27 protein-coding genes and 1 pseudogene are annotated in these 22,433 nt (G+C 65.6%); 20 read left to right on the top strand and 8 right to left on the bottom strand.

The genetic code is table 11. From position 1 onward, the window contains the following. Positions 1 to 36: 36 nt before the first annotated feature. The 4 genes and pseudogenes from BVC93_RS07810 to BVC93_RS07795 form a co-directional block, all read left to right on the top strand. A pseudogene (locus BVC93_RS07810) lies at positions 37 to 279 on the top strand (hypothetical protein); the annotation flags it as partial. Positions 280 to 404: 125 nt separating this feature from the next. Beyond that, positions 405 to 1,598: an L-2-hydroxyglutarate oxidase gene (gene lhgO / locus BVC93_RS07805; RefSeq protein ID WP_083736669.1), complete on the top strand. Its 1,194-nt coding sequence runs from the start codon at positions 405 to 407 to the stop codon at positions 1,596 to 1,598. Positions 1,599 to 1,667: 69 nt separating this feature from the next. Beyond that, a complete protein-coding gene (locus tag BVC93_RS07800; RefSeq protein ID WP_083736668.1) occupies positions 1,668 to 2,408 on the top strand; it encodes an SDR family NAD(P)-dependent oxidoreductase in 741 nt (246 codons plus the stop codon). Between the two features lie 21 nt (positions 2,409 to 2,429). Next, a complete protein-coding gene (locus tag BVC93_RS07795) occupies positions 2,430 to 3,209 on the top strand; it encodes a helix-turn-helix transcriptional regulator (protein ID WP_083736667.1) in 780 nt (259 codons plus the stop codon). Here the strand turns inward: BVC93_RS07795 and BVC93_RS07790 are convergent. After that, positions 3,206 to 3,811 carry a TetR/AcrR family transcriptional regulator gene (locus tag BVC93_RS07790; protein ID WP_236950289.1) on the bottom strand — a complete coding sequence of 202 codons (606 nt, stop codon included), beginning with the start codon at positions 3,809 to 3,811 and terminating at the stop codon, positions 3,206 to 3,208. The genes BVC93_RS07795 and BVC93_RS07790 overlap by 4 nt on opposite strands. Positions 3,812 to 3,904: 93 nt before the next feature. Between BVC93_RS07790 and BVC93_RS07785 the strand changes: the two genes are divergently transcribed. Then, entirely contained in the window at positions 3,905 to 4,618 is a 714-nt protein-coding gene (locus BVC93_RS07785) for an SDR family NAD(P)-dependent oxidoreductase (protein WP_083736665.1), read from the top strand. A gap of 3 nt (positions 4,619 to 4,621) precedes the next feature. Here BVC93_RS07785 and BVC93_RS07780 read toward each other — a convergent pair whose 3' ends face one another. Further along, positions 4,622 to 5,017, bottom strand: coding sequence for a MarR family winged helix-turn-helix transcriptional regulator (locus tag BVC93_RS07780; protein ID WP_083740886.1), 396 nt, complete (start codon positions 5,015 to 5,017; stop codon positions 4,622 to 4,624). 157 nt (positions 5,018 to 5,174) lie between these two features. On the opposite strand from BVC93_RS07780, the gene BVC93_RS07775 reads away from it, so the two are divergent. After that, positions 5,175 to 5,606 carry a Rid family hydrolase gene (locus tag BVC93_RS07775; protein ID WP_083736664.1) on the top strand — a complete coding sequence of 144 codons (432 nt, stop codon included), beginning with the start codon at positions 5,175 to 5,177 and terminating at the stop codon, positions 5,604 to 5,606. Positions 5,607 to 5,643: 37 nt separating this feature from the next. On the opposite strand, the gene BVC93_RS07770 is transcribed toward BVC93_RS07775, so the two are convergent. Then, positions 5,644 to 6,642 (bottom strand): amidohydrolase family protein, encoded by a 999-nt coding sequence (locus tag BVC93_RS07770; protein WP_083736663.1) that lies wholly within the window; start codon positions 6,640 to 6,642, stop codon positions 5,644 to 5,646. A gap of 67 nt (positions 6,643 to 6,709) precedes the next feature. Between BVC93_RS07770 and BVC93_RS07765 the strand changes: the two genes are divergently transcribed. After that, entirely contained in the window at positions 6,710 to 7,144 is a 435-nt protein-coding gene (locus BVC93_RS07765; protein ID WP_083736662.1) for a MarR family winged helix-turn-helix transcriptional regulator, read from the top strand. 64 nt (positions 7,145 to 7,208) lie between these two features. On the opposite strand, the gene BVC93_RS07760 is transcribed toward BVC93_RS07765, so the two are convergent. Then, positions 7,209 to 7,835: a flavin reductase family protein gene (locus BVC93_RS07760; RefSeq protein ID WP_083736661.1), complete on the bottom strand. Its 627-nt coding sequence runs from the start codon at positions 7,833 to 7,835 to the stop codon at positions 7,209 to 7,211. A 90-nt stretch (positions 7,836 to 7,925) separates the two neighbouring features. On the opposite strand from BVC93_RS07760, the gene BVC93_RS07755 reads away from it, so the two are divergent. Then, on the top strand, positions 7,926 to 9,059 hold the full coding sequence (locus BVC93_RS07755; RefSeq protein WP_083736660.1) for an alkene reductase: 1,134 nt from the start codon (positions 7,926 to 7,928) through the stop codon (positions 9,057 to 9,059). Here BVC93_RS07755 and BVC93_RS07750 read toward each other — a convergent pair. Next, positions 8,990 to 10,072 (bottom strand): substrate-binding domain-containing protein, encoded by a 1,083-nt coding sequence (locus BVC93_RS07750; protein ID WP_083736659.1) that lies wholly within the window; start codon positions 10,070 to 10,072, stop codon positions 8,990 to 8,992. The genes BVC93_RS07755 and BVC93_RS07750 overlap by 70 nt on opposite strands. Before the next feature lie 124 nt (positions 10,073 to 10,196). Between BVC93_RS07750 and BVC93_RS07745 the strand changes: the two genes are divergently transcribed. The 11 genes from BVC93_RS07745 (at position 10,197) to BVC93_RS07695 (ending at position 19,406) form a co-directional block, all read left to right on the top strand. After that, positions 10,197 to 10,697 carry a MarR family winged helix-turn-helix transcriptional regulator gene (locus BVC93_RS07745; RefSeq protein ID WP_083736658.1) on the top strand — a complete coding sequence of 167 codons (501 nt, stop codon included), beginning with the start codon at positions 10,197 to 10,199 and terminating at the stop codon, positions 10,695 to 10,697. 113 nt (positions 10,698 to 10,810) lie between these two features. Then, the gene (locus tag BVC93_RS07740; protein ID WP_083736657.1) at positions 10,811 to 12,580 is read left to right on the top strand and encodes a nitrilase-related carbon-nitrogen hydrolase; all 1,770 of its coding nucleotides are present in this window, start codon (positions 10,811 to 10,813) and stop codon (positions 12,578 to 12,580) included. Positions 12,581 to 12,607: 27 nt separating this feature from the next. Next, on the top strand, positions 12,608 to 13,234 hold the full coding sequence (gene nthA, locus BVC93_RS07735; protein ID WP_083736656.1) for a nitrile hydratase subunit alpha: 627 nt from the start codon (positions 12,608 to 12,610) through the stop codon (positions 13,232 to 13,234). Beyond that, positions 13,231 to 13,557, top strand: coding sequence for an SH3-like domain-containing protein (locus BVC93_RS07730; protein WP_083736655.1), 327 nt, complete (start codon positions 13,231 to 13,233; stop codon positions 13,555 to 13,557). The genes nthA and BVC93_RS07730 overlap by 4 nt, the downstream gene beginning before the upstream one ends. 1 nt (position 13,558) lies before the next feature. After that, positions 13,559 to 13,918 carry an SH3-like domain-containing protein gene (locus tag BVC93_RS07725; protein ID WP_083736654.1) on the top strand — a complete coding sequence of 120 codons (360 nt, stop codon included), beginning with the start codon at positions 13,559 to 13,561 and terminating at the stop codon, positions 13,916 to 13,918. Then, positions 13,915 to 14,397 carry a nitrile hydratase accessory protein gene (locus BVC93_RS07720; protein WP_083736653.1) on the top strand — a complete coding sequence of 161 codons (483 nt, stop codon included), beginning with the start codon at positions 13,915 to 13,917 and terminating at the stop codon, positions 14,395 to 14,397. The genes BVC93_RS07725 and BVC93_RS07720 overlap by 4 nt, the downstream gene beginning before the upstream one ends. Further along, positions 14,394 to 14,903, top strand: coding sequence for a DUF1097 domain-containing protein (locus BVC93_RS07715; protein WP_083736652.1), 510 nt, complete (start codon positions 14,394 to 14,396; stop codon positions 14,901 to 14,903). The genes BVC93_RS07720 and BVC93_RS07715 overlap by 4 nt, the downstream gene beginning before the upstream one ends. A 22-nt stretch (positions 14,904 to 14,925) precedes the next feature. Then, entirely contained in the window at positions 14,926 to 15,132 is a 207-nt protein-coding gene (locus BVC93_RS07710; RefSeq protein WP_083736651.1) for a CbtB domain-containing protein, read from the top strand. 10 nt (positions 15,133 to 15,142) lie between these two features. After that, positions 15,143 to 15,931 (top strand): CbtA family protein, encoded by a 789-nt coding sequence (locus tag BVC93_RS07705; protein ID WP_083736650.1) that lies wholly within the window; start codon positions 15,143 to 15,145, stop codon positions 15,929 to 15,931. 112 nt (positions 15,932 to 16,043) lie between these two features. Then, on the top strand, positions 16,044 to 17,255 hold the full coding sequence (locus BVC93_RS07700; RefSeq protein WP_083736649.1) for an acetyl-CoA C-acetyltransferase: 1,212 nt from the start codon (positions 16,044 to 16,046) through the stop codon (positions 17,253 to 17,255). A 3-nt stretch (positions 17,256 to 17,258) separates the two neighbouring features. Continuing rightward, on the top strand, positions 17,259 to 19,406 hold the full coding sequence (locus tag BVC93_RS07695; protein WP_083736648.1) for a 3-hydroxyacyl-CoA dehydrogenase NAD-binding domain-containing protein: 2,148 nt from the start codon (positions 17,259 to 17,261) through the stop codon (positions 19,404 to 19,406). Between the two features lie 53 nt (positions 19,407 to 19,459). Here the strand turns inward: BVC93_RS07695 and BVC93_RS07690 are convergent, their stop codons facing one another. Beyond that, complete coding sequence (locus tag BVC93_RS07690) at positions 19,460 to 19,885, bottom strand: pyridoxamine 5'-phosphate oxidase family protein (protein WP_083736647.1); 426 nt, start codon at positions 19,883 to 19,885, stop codon at positions 19,460 to 19,462. Between the two features lie 10 nt (positions 19,886 to 19,895). Then, a complete protein-coding gene (locus BVC93_RS07685) occupies positions 19,896 to 21,107 on the bottom strand; it encodes an FAD-dependent monooxygenase (protein ID WP_083736646.1) in 1,212 nt (403 codons plus the stop codon). A 75-nt stretch (positions 21,108 to 21,182) separates the two neighbouring features. Between BVC93_RS07685 and BVC93_RS07680 the strand changes: the two genes are divergently transcribed. Continuing rightward, positions 21,183 to 21,719 carry a TetR/AcrR family transcriptional regulator gene (locus BVC93_RS07680; protein ID WP_083736645.1) on the top strand — a complete coding sequence of 179 codons (537 nt, stop codon included), beginning with the start codon at positions 21,183 to 21,185 and terminating at the stop codon, positions 21,717 to 21,719. On the opposite strand, the gene biuH is transcribed toward BVC93_RS07680, so the two are convergent. Beyond that, positions 21,665 to 22,405 carry a biuret amidohydrolase gene (gene biuH / locus BVC93_RS07675; protein ID WP_083740885.1) on the bottom strand — a complete coding sequence of 247 codons (741 nt, stop codon included), beginning with the start codon at positions 22,403 to 22,405 and terminating at the stop codon, positions 21,665 to 21,667. The two genes, BVC93_RS07680 and biuH, sit on opposite strands and share 55 nt — an antisense overlap. Between the last annotated feature and the right edge of the window lie 28 nt (positions 22,406 to 22,433).

Raw genomic sequence — 22,433 nt, 5'->3', positions numbered from 1 at the left:
GACTTTCTTCTCGGTGATCTCTGTTTTGATGTTGGCATGTCCACTGAAACAACGTCTTTCGCCGCTGATGGGGTGAGACCCAAGCAGCGGATGGAAGCGTTGTTCGAGGAACTGGCCGAGTTGTCGGGTCACCGCAATGCCATCGACGGGCGCATCGTCGATATCGTCGCCGAGATCGACCGTAACGGACTGGCAGGCAACACCGGCTACCGCTCCATCGCCTCCCTGGTGGCGGCAAAGACCGGCGTCTCACCAAAACCACCACACCACCACGCCACCACCCAACCCTGGCCCCGGCGGAGGATGCTGCGACTGGTGGTGGTACACCCCACACCAACCACCACCCAAGGCGGCCAGCTGACCTGTGAAAGATTCTGTGTGCTGGGGCGTGACAGAATGACTCGGTGCATGAATCTGTCGACGTCGTCGTCATCGGTGGCGGCATCGTCGGGCTGGCGACGGCGTGGAAGCTTCAGCAACGCCGCCCCGGCATCACCGTGGCAGTGCTGGAGAAGGAGGCCGGGGTTGCTGTCCACCAGACTGGGCACAACAGTGGCGTCATCCACTCGGGGATCTACTATGAGCCGGGCAGTCTGAAGGCCACCCTGTGCAAACAGGGTGCCGAGGACACCAAAACCTTTGCGCGCGAGCACGATATCCCGTTTCGCGTCACCGGCAAGTTGTTGGTCGCCACGGACGAGTCCGAACAGCAGCGGATGCTGGCGCTGTTCGAGCGGGCCAAGGTCAACGGTCTGGACGTCCAACTACTGGATGCGGCAGAGCTGCGCCGTGCCGAGCCCCACGTGCGTGGCTGCGGTGCCATCGAGGTGCCCACCACCGGCATCATCGACTACCGGCGGGTGTCGCAGGTGTTGGCCGAGCTGGTGGTGGCTGCCGGCGGCATCGTGGAGACCGGAGTGGCAGTCACCGGCATCGCCGAGACCTCCGAGCACGTGCGTGTCGACACCGCCGCCGGGACCTGGACCGCGACGAACCTCGTCGCCTGTGCCGGGCTTCAAGCCGACCGCATGGCGGCCATGGCCGGCCTGGAGCCCGAGGTCCAGATCATCCCGTTCCGGGGCGAGTACTTCGCGCTACCTACGGCGCGCAACGGGCTCGTCGAGCACCTGATCTATCCGATACCGGATCCCGAATTGCCTTTCCTGGGTGTGCATTTGAGTCCGACAATGCATGGTCACCTCACGGTGGGGCCGAACGCCGTGCTGGGGTTCGCCCGTGAGCGCTACCGCAAGGGGGCCGTGGCGCCGGCCGATGTCGCCGAGTACCTGCGCTACCCGGGGATGTGGAAACTGGCCAGGAACAACATCCGCACCGGAGCGCGGGAGCTGTCCAACTCACTGTTCAAGCGTGGCTACCTCGCACAGTGCCGCAAGTACTGTCCCGAGCTCACGCTCGATGATCTGGTCCCGATGGAAGCCGGCATCCGGGCCCAGGCTGTGCGCCCCGACGGCAGCCTGGTCCACGACTTCCTACTGAAGACGTCGCCGCGCAGCATCCACGTGCTCAACGCGCCGTCACCGGCTGCCACCTCGGCGCTGCCGATCGGCCAGACGTTGGCCACGCAGCTCTTCCCGTGATTTATTCCTCCCGCACGGGGGTAGAGCTTGTCCCTGCCAGGCCGGTCCGGTTTCGGCTGTGCTGGAGGCATGACCACACAAGAGAACACCATCGCCCTGGTGACCGGAGCCAACACCGGAATCGGATTCCATCTCGCACGTCAGCTGGCCCAGGCCGGAGTCCAGGTCCTGCTCGGTAGCCGTGATCCCGGCCGCGGCACCGAAGCTGCCGAGAAGCTCGCCGCCGAGGGGCTGGACGTGGTGCAGCTGACCATCGACGTCACCGACGACCAGACCATCGACGACGCGGTGCGACGGGTCGACCAGACCCACGGACGGCTGGATCTGCTGATCAACAATGCCGCCATCGCCGGCGATTTGCGGCCCGCCTCAGGTGTCAGCCGACAATCCCTGCAGCGCACCTATGACACCAATGTCGCCGGCGTAGCCGCCGTCACCAACGGTTTCCTGCCGCTGCTGCGGGCGTCGGACCGAGCCCGGGTGCTCAACGTCTCCAGCGAGCTCGGGTCCACCCGGCTGGTGAACGACCCGGGCTGGCCCTTCAGTCACGTGGCCACCGCCGCCTACCAGGCCTCCAAGAGCGCGCTGGACATGCTCACCGTGCTGTACGCCAAAGAGCTGGCCGCCGAGAACATCGCCGTGGTTTCGGTGAGCCCCGGCTACCGGGCCACCGGGCTGAGCAACGGCGAACCGATGGAGGGCGCGGGTGATCCCGCCGACGGGGCCGCGGGCATCGTCGGGGTTGCGCTCTCAGAGCCCCTGCAGACCGGCCTGTTCTTCAGTGACCAGGGAGAAGTCGTGCCCTGGTGAGGAGCGTGCCAGTATCGACACATGGACGGACTAGCAGCAGGGCGCTACCTGCGGGCGGTTCGCGACAATCGTGATCCGCGCGCCTTCGGGTTCGGTAACCGTGGTCGCCGGACGCCGGGATTGCGGCGCGAAGAGGTGGCGCAGTTGGCGCACATCTCGGTGGACCACTACACGAACCTGGAGCGCGGCCGTGGTGCGGGACCGTCGGATCAGGTGGTCAGTGCCATCGCCGACGCGCTGCGGTTGGACGACGACGAGCGACGGCACCTCTTCGAACTGATGGGGCGTGCCGTGCCCCGGGGCAGCGAGCCCAGCACGGAGGTCACCCCGAGCGTGGCGAAACTGGTGCAGGGTCTGGGAACCACCGCCGCCATTGTGCTGAGCGCGCGGTTTGACGTCCTGGCCTGGAATCCGCAAGCGACGCTGCTGATGGAGGACTTCGGCGCTCTTGCGCCGGCGGAACGCAATATCGCCCGGCGGCACTTCCTGCCTCCGGTGGGAATGACGCCGCACTACGGTATGACGCATTCCGCGGAGTTCTCGCGCATGGTGGTGGGGCAGTTGCGGGCGACGCTGGCCCGTTATCCACGTGACGAACAGACGCGGAAGCTGATCGCCGATCTGCTCAACGAGAGCCCTGAGTTCGCCGAATTGTGGAATGACGCAACGGTTGTCACCGGGACGCACATGATCAAGCACGTCGAACACCGCGATCTCGGGCCGCTGACTCTGGCCTGCGACATGCTGCAGGATCCCCACCGCGATCAGAACATCGTGATGTTCTCGATCATCTCGGCCTAGCGCAGCACCGGAGCCGGCTGGGGGAGTGGATGTGCACCCTCGGGACGTAACCCGTCGAAGATGATGGCCAGATAGCGCTGCCACAGCAATGGTGCTGGGGTGGAGAGGTTTTCGACGACGTGCACCGGAGCGCACAGCAGCAGGAACACATCGCTTTCGGTGATGTCCGAGCGGATGGCTCCGGCATCGCGGGCGCGGTCGACGAGTGTGCCGAGATGGGTGTGTAGCTGGTCCACCACCGCCGTCACACGCGGATCGTCGCCGCTGGCGGATTGCACGAACGTCAGGTCGTGCTGTTGACGCTGATCGGCGGCGACGGTCAGGAACTCCAGCAGTGCGGCACCGGGGTCGGCGGCGTCGACGAGCTGTCGGGCCGTGTCGGCGAGGGTGCGGACGTGCCCGATGACGATGGAGGCGATCAGGTCCTCCTTTGTGGCGAAGTGCCGGAACACCGTTCCCTTGGCCACCCCGGCCCGTCGGGCGATGTCGGCCACCGAGGCGGCCGGTCCGCGCTCGGCGAACTCTGCCTCGGCTGCCGCCAGCAGTGACTGGCGGTTGCGGGCGGCATCTGCGCGGGGGCGGGCATCGTTCGAGCCTACCAAGTTGACCGGCCGGTCATCTTGTGGCACCGTGGCTCGAGTCAAAGTGACCGCATGGTCATCTTGTGTTGTGGTGCGAAAATCTTTGGAGGACAGATGAAGTTGCAGGGTGCTACCGCGTTGGTCACCGGCGCGAACCGGGGGATAGGTCATCACTTCGCCACCGAACTGCTGCGCCGTGGCGCCAAGGTGTACGCCACGGCGCGCCGTCCCGAGCTGGTCGAGATCGCCGGTGCGGAACTGCTGCGCCTCGACATCACCGACCAAGCCTCGGTGGAAGCGGCGGCGGCGCAGGCGGCCGACGTGGACGTGCTGATCAACAATGCCGCCGATACCGCCGGCGGAAATCTGCTGACCGGCGATATGGTCGCCATCCGATCGACGATGGACTCGAACTTCTACGGCACCCTGGCGATGATCCGCGCCTTCGCTCCGATCCTGGCCCGCAATGGTGGCGGAGCCATCCTCAACGTGCTGTCCGCAGCGGCATGGGCCACCGTCGACGGCAACACCGCTTACGCCGCCGCCAAATCCGCACAGTGGGGCCTGACCAATGGAGTGCGGATCGAACTCGAAAGCCAGGGCACGCTTGTTTCGGCGCTGGTGCCCGGATTGGTGGGAACCCAAACGCTTTTCGATTTCGCCGAACGTCACGGCATCGAATTCGCCGACGGCGTGGTGCAGGATCCGGCAGACCTCGTGCGGCTGGCGCTAGATGGCCTGGAAGCCGGGGACATCGAGATCCTGGACACCATGGGCGTCGAGGCGAAGGCGGCGCTCGCCGGACCGCCACGGGCGTTCAGTCTGTAGTCGTTATTGCAGATCGTCCGGAACCACCCGCAGTTTGTCGGCGATTCTGGTCATGGCCCGCAGGTCGGTGGCGGTGAGCCGGTCGAGCACCAGTTCGCGCACGGCACGCAGATGGATCGGCGCGGCCTCGACCACCAGGCGGTACCCGGCGTCGGTGAGCTCGGCGACGGTGTAGCGGCCGTCGTCGGGATCCGGGGAGCGGGTCACCCAGCCGCGTTGCTCAAAACGCTTGACCACATTGGACAGTCGCGACAGCGACCCGTTCGCCAGGAATGCCAGCTCGCTCATCCGGATCCGGCGCTCGGGCGCTTCGGAGATGTGGCTCAGTGTCAGGTAGTCGAAGAGTGTCAGGTCTACCTGCTTGAGCGGCGCCTCGAGCTTGCCTGGCAGCATCAGCATCAGCGACACCAGGCCCGTCCACGCTTCCTTCTCGTCCGGGCTGAGCCACGTCGGATTCACGCTTGAACCTTAGCGCAGCACACCTGGAATAACTTCACGTTTGAAGTCATTCTGTGTATGGTTAGTTCAAGCGTGAAGTGATGATGAGAGGAAGACCATGCAGGACGTCGAGTTCTTCGTAACTCCGGGTTACGGCGAGAAGTTGCGCGACATGCTCCACTACAACCAGGCGGTGCGGATCGGGAATCGGGTGGAGATCTCCGGCCAGGGCGGTTGGGATGACGACATCACCTTCCCGGAGTCCCTGGAAGAGGAGATCATCCGCGCCTTCGATAATGTCGAGCGCACCCTGGCGCTCGCGGGTGCCAGTTGGCGTGACGTGGTGACCGTCGACTCCCATCACATCCCCACCTCGTCGGTGGAGATCGGCGACGAGCACACCGCAGTGATGGTCGAACAGTTCCGCAAGAGGATGGGAGACCGGGCCCCCATCTGGACCGAGATCGGCGTGGCCGCCCTGGGGGCGCCCAAGATGCGGGTCGAGATCAAGGTGTCCGCGATCGTCGAGGATGCTGGTTCACCACTGTGACAGCAGCACTCCGGCCTGGCATCGCTCCGGTGCGGGGCTAGCTCGATGTGTATCGGGGCAGCAGCTTTCGCGCGTTGCCCTCCATCACCTCGGCCAGGGTGTCGGGCCGGTCGCCGAAGTAGGCGTCGACATTACGTGTGTACCACCCCGCCGCCGACGGGCTGACTGCGGGGAAGTCGGTGCCGAACAGAATGTGATCCACCGGTACGAAGTTTTCCAGTGCGACGAGATTGGTCTCGAATCCCGACAGCGCGGTCTCGTAGTAGAAGGTGCGGAAGTCGGCGAGGATCTCGTCTGCGGTGAGACCGCAGTCGGTGTGAAACGAGCACAGTCCGGCGACCCGGGACGCGAGAAATGGTGTGCTTCCACCGGAGTGCGACAAGATGATTCGGACATTCGGGAACTGTCGCTTGCGGCCGCTCGTGACGAGGTCGGCGGCGGCCTTGTAGGTCTCGTTGGGCACCTCGATCACGGGGACTGGCAGGTATTGGTTCGGTGCGGAGTTGCGGCCGGGAGTCTGCTCGCCATGCAGGAACACCACGGCATTCCTGCGGTCGAGTTCGGCCCACACGGGTTCGAAGACGGCATGGCCGAGCGACCGGGCATTCTCGCCGGTTCCGTAGACATTGGTCAGGGTGACCCCGTCTGCGCCCAGTACGTCCAGCGCATAGGTCAACTCCTCGAGAGCGGCATCCGGATCGGTTGGTGTCGGCAGGTGGGCGAAGAAGCCGAAGCGGCCGGGATGCTCGTCGGCGACCTGACTGCAGAACATGTTGATCTCGCGGGCGAACCCGCGACGGGCCGATTCCGGTAGATAGGACTCGATGTCGTTGGGAAGAGACAGGATTGCCGTGGACACACCCAGGGCGTCCATGAAGGCCAGGCTCGCGCTGGGACTCCAGGCCGGCGACTCCGCTGAGTACTTCCAACCCGAATTCGCAGTCAGCGTGCCAGCGACGTGTGCACCGAACAGCTGTGGCGGGAACGCGTGGTGGTGAAGATCGATCCTGGAAGTGGTCGGTGTTGTCGCGGGCATGCCATCAGAGTGCCAGATAGTTGATATTTGTCAATAATTGACAGATGGTATTGCTAGGGTCGTCCCGGTGAAGCGTGATGAAGGTGCCCTCGAGATGCGGCTACTCGACGCGCTGTATCGACTGAACAAGTCGGTTCTGGGGGCGGCCCGAACCCACGTGGCGGCAGTCGCGAAACTGGATCTCGTCGACTTCCTGATACTCCGGTCGATCGAACTCGGTGTCGATGGACCGGGCGATCTGGTTCGGGATCTGGGGCTGCACGCGTCCGTGGTCAGCCGCGCGGTGACCAAGCTGGCCAGGGCCGGTTTGCTCGTGCGAGCTGTCGATCCGGGCGACTCGAGGCGGTCCACCCTCACCCTCACCCCCGCGGCCGAGGTCGCTGTCTCCGAGGTGGAGGGGCGGGTGGGCCCGATGCTGCGTGATCGTCTCGGCCGGCTGACCTCGCGTCAGATCGCCACTCTGCTCGAGTGTTTCGACATCCTGAACAGCTCGGAGGACTGACGCCGAGGCGATCTCGTCGGTCAGGGCGCCATGCCGGTGCGAGTGTGTGGGCGGTGAGCGTCGATCAGCTTGTGGGGCGGCGCATCTCGAATGCGGCGTCGGGAGTGATCTCGAAATACTGAGCCGGCCCCCCGGCCCGGACGATCGGGCGCGCCGCCCCCGTGTCGAAGATGCCGTCGGTGAGTAGGTCGGCGTCGATGTGCACGGCCACCACTTCACCGAGGACCAACCACGTGGGCACCACCTCGCCGGCGCTGGTGGTCAACTGCACCAGCTGGGTGAGCTTGCACTCGAAGTTCACCGGGCTCTCCAACACCCGGGGTGCCGACACCAGGGTCGACGGCACCGGGGTCAGCTTGCCGCGCGCGAACTCGTCGCCGTCGGGCGGCAGCGGCGCCGAGGTCTCATTCATGGCCTCGGCCAGACTGCGGGTGGCCAGGTTCCACACGAACTCTCCGGTGGCTTCGACGTTGGCGACGGAATCCTTCCAGCCCACCGAGGCGAACCCGACGATAGGCGGGTGATAGTTGAACCCGTTGAAGAAGCTGTACGGGGCCAGATTGGCCACGCCGTCACCGCTGACTGTCGATATCCAGCCGATGGGTCTGGGCGCGACGATGGCGTTGAACGGGTCATGGGGCAACCCCGTTCCGTGTGCGGGTCGGTAGTAGTGCGCGCCTTCGCGGGCCAAGGTCGTGACCTTTCGATGGGGGATTCTCCGTGATCATCCTAGAAACGCGGGCCGGGAATGAATCGTCTCGCCCGTGCGCTCTAAAGCTGCATGACATTCACCCTCGGCAGTGATGCGGCGCTGCGCAAGCCCATTCAGATCGGCGACACCTCTGCCGAGAACCGGATCTTCATGGCACCCCTGACGCGTTCGCGCGCCGACGCCGACGCCACGCCGTCGGACCTGGCGGTGACCTACTACGCCCAGCGCGCCGCGGCGGGCCTGATCATCAGCGAGGCGACCGCCATCTGTGAGCAGGCCAACGGCGCCTACATGCACACCCCGGGTCTGTACACCGACAGGCATCAGGAGAAGTGGGGTGAGATCGCCTCGGCCGTGCACGCCGAAGGCGGCAAGATGTTCGTCCAGCTGTGGCACGTCGGCCGCATGGCGCATCCGGAGATCAGCGGATTCGACGTGGTGGGGCCGTCTCCCATCGCGGCTGACATGGTGACACACACCCCGTCGGGCAAGCAGCCGCTGCCCGAGCCGCGGGCCCTGACCATTGCGGAGATCGAGACCATTGTCGGACAGTTCCGCTCGGCGGCACGTCGTGCCGTCGACGCGGGGATGGACGGTGTGGAGATCCACGGTGCCAACGGCTATCTGCTCCACGAGTTCTCATCCGACGTGGTGAACCAGCGCACCGACGTCTACGGCGGTTCGCCGGAGAACCGGGCGCGACTCACCGCCGAGGTGGTGGAAGCCGTGGCCGACGAGATCGGCGCGGGCCGGGTGGGCCTGCGGATCTCGCCAGGAAACACCGCAGGCGACATGCGCGAGAACGACAAGGTGAGTGCCTACGAGGCCCTGTTGCGGCGTATCGACGCGCTGGGGCTGGCCTACCTGCACATCCTGATCGATCCGTCGGACCCGGTGTTCGCCACGCTGAGGTCGCTCTGGGACGGACCGCTGGTGCTCAACACCGGCCGTGACCGTGACACCAACTTCTGCCAACTCGAAGAGCTGGCCGAGTGGGGCGTCATCAGCGCTGCCGCCGTGGGCCGGGCGTTCCTGGCCAACCCTGACCTGATCACCCGGTTGGAGTTGGGCGCCGACCTGAACGAGCCGGACGTCGCCACGTTCTACGCAGCGGGTCCGGTGGGCTACACCGACTACCCGACTTTGGCCGAACTCAGTGAGGCCAGCACATCGAAGTCGAGTCCGGCCGCTTTGGCCAGATAGTTCTGCTGCGAGGTGTGGTGCGCAGTGAGGCGCTGCGCACCACGGGGGCCTTCGAACTCGACGTCGTCGGCCACCAGACACAGCTCTGAGACGGCAGCGCTGCCAGCGGATTCGGTAAGCGCAGCCAGCAGGTGCAGACCTTCGTAACAGGATTCGGCCATGGTCCCGACCATCGGGGCGTCGGGCCCGAAGCGTTGTGAATACCGTGCGGTGAAGTCCAGGCTGCCCTGAGTGGGCAGCGCCGAGAAGTACGCCGCACTCACGTAGAGCTGTTCTGCGGCCGCGGCGCCCGCCGCCAGCAGCATGTTCTCGTCCATCAACGGACTCAGGCGCACCATCTGGTGGTGTAGGCCGCGATCGGCGAACTGGCGGTGGAAGTCCACCGCGTCCTGCCCCACCAGCAGTACCACCACTCCCGTGGCATCCGAGCGCTCCACACGGTCCAGTACGGCGGCAAAATCGTTGCACCCCAACGGAACATACGCAGCTCCGCGCAATGCTCGATTGTCTGCCGCGAGGTGGGCGCCGATCTGGCGGGCGGTGGACCGCGGCCAGATGTAGTCGTTGCCCACCACAAACCAGTCCTGGACCCGGAACTCCTGTTCCAACACCGTCAGCGCCGGAAGCAACTGGGTGTCCGGAGTCTCACCGGTGACGAACACCCCGGGATCACGTTCGCCGCCTTCGTACAACGACGTGTAGATGTAGGGCACCCGCCCCGCCAACCTCGGCGCCACCGCCCTGCGCACCGCGGAGGTGTGTGTGCCGATCACCGAATGCACTTGGCGGGTGGACACCAACGCATCGAGCCGGGCTGCGATGACCGCGGGCGGCAGGCCCCCGTCGACCGTCACCAACCGGAGCTCGCGACCCAGGATGCCGCCTGCGGCATTGATCTCCTCGGCCGCCAGCTGTGTGCACAATTGTGCAGGCGGCCCGATGATGCCGAGTGGACCTTGCAGCGGGTTCACCACCGCGACGCTGAAGACGTCGTCGTGGTGTGATGTGAGCATCGTGGTGACTTTCGACTAGCGGCACGGGTTTTCGTCAGGCCCGATCCGATTCGGGCGACTAAGGTCGCCACCGACGGTGGTGTGCCATTGGCGCCCACGGTAGACCGATCGGAGGGACCCGGCAATGGGAACGGCATCGCAGGTGGCACTACAGGCCGATGCCCTGGTCCGCATGCTACGAGGCCGCGTGGAAGCTCTGCTTGCCGTCCAGGGGTGTTCGCTCGACGAGTGGCGTGTCCTGGACCACGTGGCCTCCGGCGGGCCTGCGGTGATGTCGAAGATCGGCAAGGACGCCGGCCTGGCGCCGTCGGTGCTCTCGAAGCTGGTGGACCGGATGGTCACCAACAACCTGCTCTACCGTCGCATCGATCCGGCGGACCGGCGCCGCATCAACATCCACCTGACCAGCCGCGGGGCCGCCGTGCACCGTGCTTGCGCCGACGTCCTCGACCGCGCCGACACCCACCTCGACACCGAGGTCTCCGATGCCCTTTCCACGCTGCAGACGGCCGTCGCCAATGCGCTGGATGTCCTCGGATCGGCCGAATCAGTTTCTGAAGAAAATGTTTTCTGGATCAGCAACAGAGCAGCTCAAGCCGCTACAGGTAACACAAAGGAAACATAACCAAACGTCATTAACATTGACGAAACCTGAGTTGCGACTCATCGACACACAACGTTTCTAGCGTTCAAGCCGTCACCGACCCGTGCGGTGGCAGCGACGACGAAGGGAACACCGTGTCGGAAACGACCTACCTGGCTTCGGCGGTCCAGTTCGAACCCGTGCTGTTCGACAAGCAGGGCAACATCGCCCGACTGGCCGAACTCGTGACGCAAGCCGCAGCCGGCGGCGCCAAGCTGATCACCACCCCGGAAATGGGTATCTCCGGGTACTGCTTCTTCGACATCACCGAAGCCGAGACCATGGCCGAGCCGGTTCCCGGACCGGCCACCGATGTGTTCGCCGAACTGGCCGCGCGCCTGGACTGCCACCTGGTGATCGGGATGCCGGAACGTGATCTCGACACCGGGCTGCTGTACAACTCCGCGGTGCTCATCGGCCCCCGGGGCATCATCGGCACGCACCGAAAGACCCACGGCTACATCGCTGAACCCAAGTGGGCTGCGCCGGGCAACCTCGGGCACCAGGTGTTCGACACCGCGCTGGGCCGCATCGCTGTGCTGATCTGCATGGACATCCACTTCGTGGAAACCGCGCGGGTGGTCGCCCTCGACGGTGCGGACGTGATCTGCCACATCAGCAACTGGCTCGCCGAACGTACACCCGCGCCGTACTGGATCAGCCGCGCCTACGAGAACTCCTGCTACCTGATGGAAAGCAACCGTTGGGGTTTGGAGCGCGGCGTCCAGTTCAGCGGCGGATCCTGCATCATCGCACCGGATTCCGAGATCCTGGCCGTATGTGACAGCGGCGACGAGATCGTGAGCGCCGAAATCGATTTGGCTGCCGTGCGTGCCGCGAAGGCGGGTCGGGACTCCGGACTGGCGGGTCGTCGCCCCGAGCTGTACCGGGAGCTGCAGACCAACACCTTCCTGTGGAATCCGCGGGACTTCTTCACCCTCTACGGCAACGACCCGATTCCGCCCGGCCGCGAGTCGGTGCTGGCCGTGGTCCAACAGGACCCCACCACCGACCCGGCGGCCAACGTCGCGGCCATCAGAGACGCCTTTCTCGAGGCGGTCGGTGCAGGAGCGGATCTGGTGGTGTTCCCCGAACTCAGCGTCTCGGGTCCACCCAGCGCCGCTGCCGACTACGCGGAAAGTGTTGACGGCGAAGGGCTTCTGCTGCCGCTGCTGGATGCCGCCGCCGGGTGTGGCAGCTACCTGGTGGTGGGTGTGGCCGAACGCGGTGAACCCGGGACATCGCCCTACAACAGTGTGGTGCTGCTCGGACCCGAGGGAATCGTGGCCGTGCACCGCAAGGTGCACCTCAACGAGGTCGACGAGATGTACTTCACGGCAGGCGATTCCTGGACGCACTCCGATATCCGGGTGGGTCGGGTGGCGCTGTTGCACGGTGACGACGTGCTGCGTCCGGAGTCCGGCCGGGTGGCGGCGCTGCGCGGCTGCGACGTGATCGCCGTACCCGCGCGCATCGCGGCGAAGCTGCATCACGGCCACCCCGGGACCAGGGTGCCCTTGAACTACCCGATCCCACGCGCCGCCAGCCCGCTGCACTGGCATCACATGCGGGTGCGGGCCGGGGAGAACAACGTGTACCTGGCTTATGCCAACCCACCCGAATTCGGTGGCCGCAGTGGGGTATTCGGCCCGGATACCTTCGAGTTCCCACGTCGGGAGCGGGTGGCCGGTTCCACCGCCGAGGTGGTGGCCACACCCATCAACACCAGCGACGGTCCCGGACCGTACCCGGCCAACGTGGTACGCCGCAAGGACCTGGTGAGTATGCGACTGCCGCACCACTACGGCAGCTTGTCGACCGCCGACGCCGTACCCGCGCCGGCGCTGTCCGTCGTGCCCGGATAAACCCAACCAGAAAGGGGTCACACACCCATGGAAGAAATCACACGCAGCGACGGCTACACCGCGCCGCCGCCGTACGCCCAACTGCGGATCAAGGCGGTCCAGTCGTTGCTGGTGGAAAAGGGCATCATCGACCCCGACTCGTTCAACGAAGTGGTCGACATCTACGAGAATCGGATCGGCCCCAAAGACGGTGCCGCGGTGATCGCGAGGGCTTGGACGGAACCGGATTTCAAAGCCAAGCTGCTGGCCGACGGCACCGCCACCTTGGCCGAGCTGGGCATGACGGGTTTCGAAGGGGCACACGTCATCTTCGTCGAGAACACCGACGACGTGCACAACGTCGTGGTGTGCACCCTGTGCTCCTGCTACCCGTGGGCCGTGCTGGGTCTGCCTCCGGCCTGGTACAAGGCGCCGCAGTACCGGGCGCGGGTGGTCTTCGAACCGCGGGCGGTGCTCGCAGAGTTCGGGACCACGCTTGCCGACGACATCGAGATCAGGGTGTGGGACAGCACTGCTGAGATCCGCTATATCGTCATTCCGCAACGCCCCTCCGGCACAGAGGGATTGACCGTCGAGGAACTCGCCGACCTGGTGAGCCGCGACGCCATGATCGGTACAAAACTGGCATCGACACCCCAGGGGGCGGCGGCATGAACGGAATTCACGACGTTGGCGGCAAAGACGGGATGGGGGCCGTCAAGACCGAGGAGGACGAGGTGGTGTTCCACGGTGACTGGGAGAAGGACGTCTTCTCCGTGATCGGCCTGTACTTCGCCGCCGGCCTGTGCCCACTCGACGAGTTCCGGCACTCCATCGAGATCATGGATCCGGCAGAGTATCTCACCACCCCGTACTACGTGCACTGGCTGCGCGCGGCCGAGAACCTGGGCTACGGCAACGGCCTGTTCACCAAGGAAGAACTGGACGCCCGCATCGCGGAACTCTCGGCCCCGGAAGAGAAAGAGAAGCAGGCCTGACATGCAGAAGCTCGCTCCCGCCGAGGTTCTCGGCGCAATCCGCACTCCCGGTGACTTCACTCGGCCTGTCACGGTCGAGCCACGCTTCGCCGAAGGCGACACCGTTGTGGTGCGCAACCACAATCCGATCGGTCACACCCGGTTGCCGGGTTACGCCAAATGCCACGTCGGCGTCGTCGACCGTCATCACGGGTTCTTCGTCTACCCCGACACCATGGCCCATGGCCGCGGGGAGAACCCCGAGCACCTCTACAGCATCAAGTTCAGCAGCGCTGAGTTGTTCGGCGACCGCGGCACCCCCAACTCGTGGATCTACATCGATCTGTGGGACAGCTACCTCGATCCGGCACGGGCCTTGTGAACGCGCTGCTGTCCGCGGGCGAAGATCCGGAAGTTGCCTTCGAAGAGCCTTGGCAGGTAGAGGCTTTCGCGCTGGTCGTGGCGCTCACCCGGCAGAAGATGTTCACCTGGACCGAGTGGGTGGACGAGTTCTCCGCCGAGATCAACGGATCGCCGCGACGCGAGCACGAGACGGTCACCGAGTCCTACTATCGGCAGTGGCTGACCACCGTGAACCGGATGATCGACCGGCACGCCGGGGTCTCGGACGAGATGGTGGACGAGCGGCACGAGCAGTGGCGCCTTGCCTACCTGGGTACCCCACACGGGCAGCCCATCGAACTGACCAATCATCATCGGGTGCAACGTGATTGCCCGACTCCGGCACATGATCACGATCATGACCATCCGATGACCCCGCTGGCCGAGATCCGGGACCGGATCAAACCCATCGCGGTGTACGCAGGACAGCCGGTTGCCAACTCGAGGACTCACCGATGAACGAACGTCTGGCGGCGACCCTGGTGATCGGTGTCCTGGGGGCTGCTTCCTTTCTGGTCACCGTTTATCTGGTGACTGTGCCCATCTGGGCCTTGTTCATCGCCTGGGCATCGTTTGTCGCCGCAGGCGGCGGCATCGCCGGGATGCGCCGATCACTGCCCATGGCAGTGGTGGGCATCGTCAGCGCCACCGCCACCCTGTTGGTGGCGCATGCACTCGGCGGCGGCCCGTGGGCGACTGCCCTGTGCATAGTCTTCGGAGCGGGCGTGTTGGTGGCCATCGGTCGGTTCGACCTGTTCTCCTTCACTCCCGCTTCCTTTTTCGGCTTCGCCTCGACTGTCGGCATCATCGGCGTGACCGGCCGCTCGATCGCCGACGCACCGTCCATCTCGCACCCTGCCGCCATCGCGCTGATGGCCATGGTGCTGGGCACCGCTTTCGGCTATGTCGCCGAGCAACTGGCCGGCGCACTGAGCCGGCCTGACCGCGCCGTCGTCCCCACGTAATCACATCTGAGAAAGGCACATCATGGACACCACACAGAAGCGCTCGACAGCGCTGGATCTTTCCGCAGCCAAGGCAGTGGCCTGGCTGTCCCTCACCGCCTTCTTCGCGCTGCTGGCGCTCTACTTCGTCGGGATGGACCAGGGCGCAACCTCGGTGTTCGGCAACAACACCTACGTGCACGAGTTCACCCACGATGCCCGTCACCTCCTCGGCTTCCCCTGCCACTGAGTCGCCGACCATGGAAAAGCACATCATCGGGCGCGGCGTGTTGGCCGGCGTCGCAGGCGCGGTATCGGCATTCGTGTTCGCGCGGATTTTCCTGGAACCGGTGATCGAGCGGGCCATCGGATACGAAGAGGGCGTCAGCGCGGCCCACGAGGCCAGCCACGGCGGCCACTCCCACGGCGAGGGCGTCGAACTGTTCACCCGCGCCGTCCAGGCCAACATCGGGATGGGCTTCGGTGTCCTGGCGTTCTCGGCGGCGATGGGCGCGCTGTTGGCCGTCGTCTTCTGCGTGACCTACGGACATATCGGTGACATCTCGGCGCGGGCACTGTCGGGTGTGCTGGCCGCTGGGATGTTGCTGTCGGTGTGGGTGGTGCCCGCGCTGAAGTACCCACCGAACCCGCCTGCGGTCAGTCTGGACGGCACCCTTCAACAGCGCACGCTGTTGTATGTGCTGATGGTGGTGCTGTCGGTGGTGATTCTGGTGGCGGCCGTGCACCTGGGTCGCCGGCTGACCACCAAACTGGGCGCCTGGAATGCCGCGCTGTCGGCCGGAGGCGCCTACGTGGGGGCGGTCGCGGTGCTGATGTTGGTGCTGCCGACCATCGACGAGACGCCGGGACCCATCGTCGACGACGCCGGGGTGATCGTGTTCGGCGGCTTCCCGGCCGACGACCTCTACGAATTCCGGCTGTACTCCTTCGGCACCCAGCTGGTGATGTGGGTGGCGATCGCGCTGGTGTTCGGGGCACTCGTGTCGCGAGTGGTGGAAGGTGCTCGCAGGCAGGTGGTGCCCACCTGACCACCAGGGCGAGAACAGGCTCCCAACCAAGCGGTTGGGCGAGGCTGCTAGGCTGGCGCAATAGAGGACAAACCTCCCTGCATCAACCCTGAACAGCACCTGGAGACAACGTATGTCCGAAGAAGCCTTTATCTACGAGGCCATTCGCACACCGCGCGGCAAGCAGCGCGGTGGCTCCCTCAACGAGATCAAGCCGGTCAACCTGGTGGTCGGCCTGATCAACGAGATCCGCGCGCGCTATCCCGACCTGGACGAGAACCTGATCAGCGACCTCATCCTCGGTGTCGTTTCACCCGTGGGCGACCAGGGCGGTGACATCGCCCGCACCGCCGGTTTGGTGGCCAAGCTGCCCGAGACCACCGGCGGCTTCCAGCTCAACCGCTTCTGCGCCTCCGGCCTGGAGGCCGTGAACACCGCCGCGCAGAAGGTCCGCTCCGGCTGGGACGACCTGGTGCTCGCCGGTGGCGTGGAGTCCATGAGCCGCGTCCCGATGGGCTCCGACGGCGGCGCCTGGGCGTCGGACCCCGAGACCAACTACCGCGTCGGCTTCGTCCCGCAGGGCATCGGCGCCGACCTGATCGCCACCATCGAGGGCTTCTCTCGGGACGACGTCGACGCCTATGCGGTGCGCTCGCAGGAGCGCGCCGCTGCGGCCTGGTCCGGTGGTTACTTCGCCAAGTCCGTGGTTCCGGTCAAGGATCAGAACGGCCTGGTAGTGCTCGACCATGACGAGCACATGCGCCCCGGCACCACCCTGGAGAGCCTGGCCAAGCTCAAGCCGGCCTTCGAGGGCCTGGGCGCCATGGGCGGCTTCGACGACGTGGCCCTGCAGAAGTACCACTACGTCGAGAAGATCAACCACGTGCACACCGGCGGCAACAGTTCCGGCATCGTCGACGGCGCCGCACTGGTGCTGGTCGGCAGCGAGAAGGCCGGGCTGTCGCAGGGCCTGACCCCGCGGGCACGCATCGTGGCCACCGCCACCAGCGGTGCCGACCCGGTGATCATGCTGACCGGCCCAACGCCGGCCACCCGCAAGGTGCTCGACCGTGCCGGCCTGACCGTCGACGACATCGACCTGTTCGAGCTCAACGAGGCCTTCGCCTCGGTGGTGCTGAAGTTCCAGAAGGACCTGGGTATCCCCGACGAGAAGCTCAACGTCAACGGTGGCGCCATCGCGATGGGCCACCCGCTGGGCGCCACCGGCGCCATGATCACCGGAACCATGGTCGACGAGCTCGAGCGGCGCGGCGCCCGGCGTGCGCTGATCACGCTGTGCATCGGCGGCGGCATGGGTGTGGCCACCATCATCGAGAGGGTCTGACCAATGGCTGAAAACACCATCAAGTGGGACAAGGATGCCGACGGCATCGTCACCCTGACGCTGGACGACCCCACGGGTTCGGCCAACGTGATGAACTCCCACTACAAGGAGTCCATGCACAATGCCGTGGAAAAGCTTGTAGCGGAAAAGGATTCGATCACCGGCGTGGTGATCGCCAGCGCCAAGAAGACCTTCTTCGCCGGCGGTGATCTCAAGGGCATGATGAACGTCGGCCCCGACGACGCGGCAGCCTCGTTCGCCGAGGTCGAGTTCATCAAGGCCGACCTGCGCAAGCTGGAGACGCTGGGCAAGCCCGTGGTGGCCGCCATCAACGGCGCCGCCCTCGGTGGTGGCCTGGAGATCGCGCTGGCCACGCACCACCGGATCGCTGCCGACGTCAAGGGTGTGGTGATCGGCCTGCCCGAGGTCACCCTGGGCCTGCTGCCCGGCGGTGGCGGCGTGGCGCGCACCGTGCGCATGTTCGGCATCCAGAAGGCCTTCATGGAGATCCTGAGCCAGGGCACGCGTTTCAAGCCCGGCAAGGCCAAGGACGTCGGTCTGGTGGACGAATTGGTCTCCAGCACCGAGGAATTGGTGCCTGCTGCGAAGGCGTGGATCAAGGCCAACCCTGACGCCCACACCCAGCCGTGGGACCAGAAGGGCTACAAGATGCCCGGCGGCACGCCGTCGCATCCGGCCCTGGCTGCCATCCTGCCGTCGTTCCCGGCCCTGCTGAAGAAGCAGCTCAAGGGTGCGCCCATGCCGGCGCCGCGGGCCATCCTCGACGCTGCCGTCGAGGGCGCCCAGGTGGATTTCGACACCGCCACCCGCATCGAGAGCCGCTACTTCGTCTCGCTGGTGACCGGCCAGACCGCCAAGAACATGATCCAGGCGTTCTTCCTGGACCTGCAGGCCATCAACGGCGGCGCCTCGCGCCCGGACGGCATCGCCAAGCAGGAGATCAAGAAGATCGGCGTGCTGGGCGCGGGCATGATGGGCGCAGGCATCGCCTACGTCTCGGCCAAGGCCGGCTATGACGTTGTGCTCAAGGACGTTTCGCTCGAAGCCGCGCAGAAGGGCAAGAGCTACTCCGAGAAGATCGAGGCCAAGGCGCTGGAGCGTGGACGCACCACCAAGGAGAAATCCGACGCGCTGCTGGCCCGCATCACCCCGGCCGCCGACCCGCAGGATCTCAAGGGTGTCGACTTCGTGATCGAGGCCGTCTTCGAGAACCAGGAACTCAAGCACAAGGTGTTCGGTGAGATCGAGGACATCGTGGAACCCAACGCGCTGCTGGGCTCCAACACCTCGACGCTGCCGATCACCGGTCTGGCTTCCGGGGTCAAGCGCCAAGAGGACTTCATCGGCATCCACTTCTTCTCCCCCGTGGACAAGATGCCGCTGGTGGAGATCATCAAGGGCGAGAAGACCTCCGACGAGGCGCTGGCCCGGGTGTTCGACTACACCCTGGCCATCGGCAAGACCCCGATCGTCGTCAACGACAGCCGCGGCTTCTTCACCAGCCGTGTCATCGGCACCTTCGTCAACGAGGCGCTGGCGATGCTGGGCGAGGGCGTTGCCGCCGCCAGCATCGAGCAGGCCGGTGCCCAGGCGGGTTACCCGGCGGCGCCGTTGCAGCTCTCCGATGAGCTCAACCTGGAGCTGATGCAGAAGATCGCCACCGAGACCCGCAAGGCCACCGAGGCGGCCGGCGGCACCCATGTGTCGCACCCGGCCGAAGAGGTCGTCAACAAGATGATCGAGATCGGGCGTCCGTCGCGACTGAAGGGTGCCGGGTTCTACTCCTACGTCGACGGCAAGCGCGTCGGTCTGTGGGAAGGTCTGGCCGATACGTTCAACTCGGGAAAGACCGAGATCCCGCTGCAGGACATGATCGACCGCATGCTGTTCGCCGAGGCCCTGGAGACGCAGAAGTGCCTCGACGAAGGCGTGCTGACCTCCACCGCGGACGCGAACATCGGCTCCATCATGGGAATCGGCTTCCCGCCGTACACCGGTGGCAGCGCGCAGTTCATCGTCGGATACCAGGGTGAGCTCGGCGTCGGCAAGAAAGCGTTTGTGGCGCGCGCCAAGCAGCTGGCCGAGCGCTACGGTGAGCGCTTCACCCCGCCTGCCTCGCTGACCAGCTAGCAGCAGACCTCAAAAGCCCCCAGCACAACGGTGTGCTGGGGGCTTTTGTTGCCTCAGAAGCTGCCCATGTCCGAGGACAGCCAGTGCTGCGGCCGCAGGAAGATCGCCACGTGGTCGCCGAAGTTGGCTGTCGCGAACTCCAGATAGCGCCGGGCAGCGGCGTCGTCGAGGTACCGGTAGGCCAGCTCTTCCATCTGAGCGTCGGTACCCGGCTCGATCCGGCTGACCGCGCCGTCCACCGCGACATAGCGCACGCTGGGCTCGAGTTGTTCGACCATCAGCGAGAAGAAGCCTGCGGCCTGGATCAACCGGGCCTTGCGGGAGTCGGTGCCGGTGAGGATCCAGGGCTCACCTCCCGGGGTGTACTGGTACCAGATGGGCACCGTCAGGGGGCCGCGGTCGGCGCCGGCGTGCACCGATAGTGCGGCGATGTGCGGCTGGGCCAGGAACTGTTCGCGATCAGCGGTGGATAGGGCCATGAAACTCAGGCTATCCCGCGGCGCTGACAGGAAACCCGTAGTCCGGAACGCTGATCGAGTTGTAGAACCGGATGCCCGTGCTGTTGAGTCGTGCCAGCGCCGCGGTCACCGGTGTGGGCAGGATCGAGATCAACCGGCCGGCGCCGATCAGCGCACGGACGCCCAGCTGCGTCGACGGCAGGATCCCTTTGGCGATGCTCTTGGCCAACGCGCGAGCACCGAGCACCGGCGCACGCATCACCTCCTCGTAGGCGGCGAAGGCTGCGGCGTGGTCCCCGCCGGCGCGCTCCAACTCGCCGGCCAGCACGTAGGCGCCGATCACCGCCAGGCTGGTACTGCCGCCGACAGCTGGGCCGGGGCAGTAGCCCGCGTCACCGACCAGGGTCACCCGACCCCGGGACCAGGTGGTCAGCTGCAGCTGGTCGATGGCGTCGAAATAGAACGTCGGCGTGCCGTCGAGTTCATCGAGCCAGCGGTCCACGTCGGCCGACATACCGCGGAAGTGGGCTCGCAGCTGCTGTTTCTGACCCTCGTGGTCGCGGTGGTCATAGCGGTAGTCGGTGGTGGGTCGGAAGAGGAACACCGCCCGTGCGTCGTCGAGGTGGTTGGCGGTGTACATCATCACGCTGCGGTCGGCACCGAAGTGCATCGATGATTCCCCCTCTCGGGCAAGTGATTTGGGAATCGATAGGACAGACAGGTACGTGCCGAGAAACTCGGTGCGTCCAGCGTCGTCGCCGAACACCAGCCGCCGTACCCCGGAGCGCAGGCCGTCAGCGCCGACCACGACGTCGAAGTCCCGCGCCGGGGAGTGGGCGAACGTCACCCGGGCACCGTCGATCGCGGTGATCTGGTCGCCGAACATGTACTCGATGTCGGTACCGGCGTCGACGAAGATCTCGCTGAGGTCGTCGCGCATGATCTCGACGTGCCGGTCCGAGATGGCCGCCGACAACTTGCGGTAGTCGATGTGGGCTGGGCGGGGGGACCCGTCGCGGTACGCCAGGATGCGATCAGTGCCGGTGGCGTGGTCGAGAACTCGGTCGAGGACGCCCATCTGTTCGGCGATGTTCATGGCGGGGCCGAACAAATCGATGGCGTGCCCGCCGGTTTTCCGCGGTTCGGGCGACCGCTCGACGACGGTGACCTCGAAGCCGCCGCGGTTGAGCCAGTAGGCCAGCACGGGGCCGGCGATGCTCGCACCGGAGATCAGAACTCGCATGACAACCTCAATTACTTAACGGTCGGTAAGTGTCGATGAGAGCTTACCTAACGATCGGTTAGTTAGGGTAGGTCCGTGAGTTCCCCGAGATCAGACACGCGTCAGCGCATCCAGGACGCCGCCCGGGAACTGTTCGCGGTCAAAGGAGTCCAGCGCACCAGCCTGCAGGACATCGCAGCGCGGCTCGGCATCACGAAGCCGGCGCTGTACTACCACTTCAGCTCGCGGGAGGAACTGGTCCGCAGCATCGTGCAACCGCTGATCGACGGCGGTGAACAGTTGGCGCTGGAGTGCGAAACCCACCCGGAGTGGACCCCGCGGGAGATCCTGGCCAGGTACTTCGACTTCCACTATGGGCACCGGGCGGATCTGCTGCTGGTGGTCTCCGAACTGAGCACCATCGCCGACCTCGGCCTCATCGACAGGATGCTGTCGTGGCGGCAGCGGCTGGGCATATTGATCTTCGGACCGGAACCGACACTCGAGCAGGCGGCCCGTGCCGTGATCGCTCTCGGCGGACTCCAGGACTGCTGTCTGCAGTTCCCCGACGCGCAGCCTCAGGAACTGCGCGAAGTCGTCATCGCCGGAGCCATGTCCGCTCTCGGACTCTGAGGCAGACGGCGCAGCGATTCGACCACCGTCGCGCTGTCGGCATGCGCGCCGAACACCCCGCCCTGCATGGTGATCATGTTCAGTGCCGCAACATGATTCGCATAGTCCGTGGCGCCGGTGGCATCGGAGACCACCAGGCACTCGTAGCCGCGGTCGTTGGCGTCGCGCATGGTGGTGTGTACGCACACGTCAGTGGTGATGCCGGTGAAGATGATGTGGGTGATCCGGCTGCTCTGCAGCACCAGATCCAGGTCGGTGGCGTAGAAGCTGCCTTTGCCGGGCTTGTCGATCACCGGTTCACCAGGCAGCGGCGCCATTTCGGGCACCAGTTCCCAGCCGGGCTCTCCGCGAGTGAGGATGCGACCGCAGGGCCCCGCGGAGCCGATCTCGGCGCCGATCTGTGCCGAGCGCCACCGTTTGTTGGGCGGCAGGTCGGACAGATCCGGCCGATGCCCCTCCCTGGTGTGGATGATGAACAGCCCGGCATCGCGGGCCGCCGCCAGCACCTCCTGCGCCGGGCCCAGCGGAGTGCGGGTGAGCGACAGGTCGTAACCCATGGCGTCGACGTAACCGCCCTCGCCGCAGAAATCGACCTGCCAGTCGATGTTGATCAGTGCGGTCCTGTCGGGCGGGATGTCGCCGTCGTACGGCCATACGTACGGGTTCGCATTGATGGTGACGGTCACACGGTCCACGTTCGCCGACCCGTGTTAC

Source organism: Mycobacterium sp. MS1601, assembly GCF_001984215.1.
Classification (GTDB): Bacteria; Actinomycetota; Actinomycetes; order Mycobacteriales; family Mycobacteriaceae; genus Mycobacterium.
Note: the sequence above shows the minus strand (reverse complement) of the source record. Positions and strands in the feature narration are given on the sequence as shown.

Excerpts from the sequence above, each read along its gene's own strand:
- BVC93_RS07800 (WP_083736668.1), top strand. The coding sequence starts at position 1,668 with ATGACCACACAAGAGAACACCATCGCCCTGGTGACCGGAGCCAACACC.
- BVC93_RS07795 (WP_083736667.1), top strand. The coding sequence starts at position 2,430 with ATGGACGGACTAGCAGCAGGGCGCTACCTGCGGGCGGTTCGCGACAAT.
- BVC93_RS07785 (WP_083736665.1), top strand. The coding sequence starts at position 3,905 with ATGAAGTTGCAGGGTGCTACCGCGTTGGTCACCGGCGCGAACCGGGGG.
- BVC93_RS07780 (WP_083740886.1), bottom strand. The coding sequence starts at position 5,017 with ATGCTGATGCTGCCAGGCAAGCTCGAGGCGCCGCTCAAGCAGGTAGAC.
- BVC93_RS07775 (WP_083736664.1), top strand. The coding sequence starts at position 5,175 with ATGCAGGACGTCGAGTTCTTCGTAACTCCGGGTTACGGCGAGAAGTTG.
- BVC93_RS07770 (WP_083736663.1), bottom strand. The coding sequence starts at position 6,642 with ATGCCCGCGACAACACCGACCACTTCCAGGATCGATCTTCACCACCAC.
- BVC93_RS07755 (WP_083736660.1), top strand. The coding sequence starts at position 7,926 with ATGACATTCACCCTCGGCAGTGATGCGGCGCTGCGCAAGCCCATTCAG.
- BVC93_RS07750 (WP_083736659.1), bottom strand. The coding sequence starts at position 10,072 with ATGCTCACATCACACCACGACGACGTCTTCAGCGTCGCGGTGGTGAAC.
- BVC93_RS07745 (WP_083736658.1), top strand. The coding sequence starts at position 10,197 with ATGGGAACGGCATCGCAGGTGGCACTACAGGCCGATGCCCTGGTCCGC.
- nthA (WP_083736656.1), top strand. The coding sequence starts at position 12,608 with ATGGAAGAAATCACACGCAGCGACGGCTACACCGCGCCGCCGCCGTAC.
- BVC93_RS07730 (WP_083736655.1), top strand. The coding sequence starts at position 13,231 with ATGAACGGAATTCACGACGTTGGCGGCAAAGACGGGATGGGGGCCGTC.
- BVC93_RS07725 (WP_083736654.1), top strand. The coding sequence starts at position 13,559 with ATGCAGAAGCTCGCTCCCGCCGAGGTTCTCGGCGCAATCCGCACTCCC.
- BVC93_RS07715 (WP_083736652.1), top strand. The coding sequence starts at position 14,394 with ATGAACGAACGTCTGGCGGCGACCCTGGTGATCGGTGTCCTGGGGGCT.
- BVC93_RS07710 (WP_083736651.1), top strand. The coding sequence starts at position 14,926 with ATGGACACCACACAGAAGCGCTCGACAGCGCTGGATCTTTCCGCAGCC.
- BVC93_RS07705 (WP_083736650.1), top strand. The coding sequence starts at position 15,143 with ATGGAAAAGCACATCATCGGGCGCGGCGTGTTGGCCGGCGTCGCAGGC.
- BVC93_RS07700 (WP_083736649.1), top strand. The coding sequence starts at position 16,044 with ATGTCCGAAGAAGCCTTTATCTACGAGGCCATTCGCACACCGCGCGGC.
- BVC93_RS07695 (WP_083736648.1), top strand. The coding sequence starts at position 17,259 with ATGGCTGAAAACACCATCAAGTGGGACAAGGATGCCGACGGCATCGTC.
- BVC93_RS07690 (WP_083736647.1), bottom strand. The coding sequence starts at position 19,885 with ATGGCCCTATCCACCGCTGATCGCGAACAGTTCCTGGCCCAGCCGCAC.
- BVC93_RS07685 (WP_083736646.1), bottom strand. The coding sequence starts at position 21,107 with ATGCGAGTTCTGATCTCCGGTGCGAGCATCGCCGGCCCCGTGCTGGCC.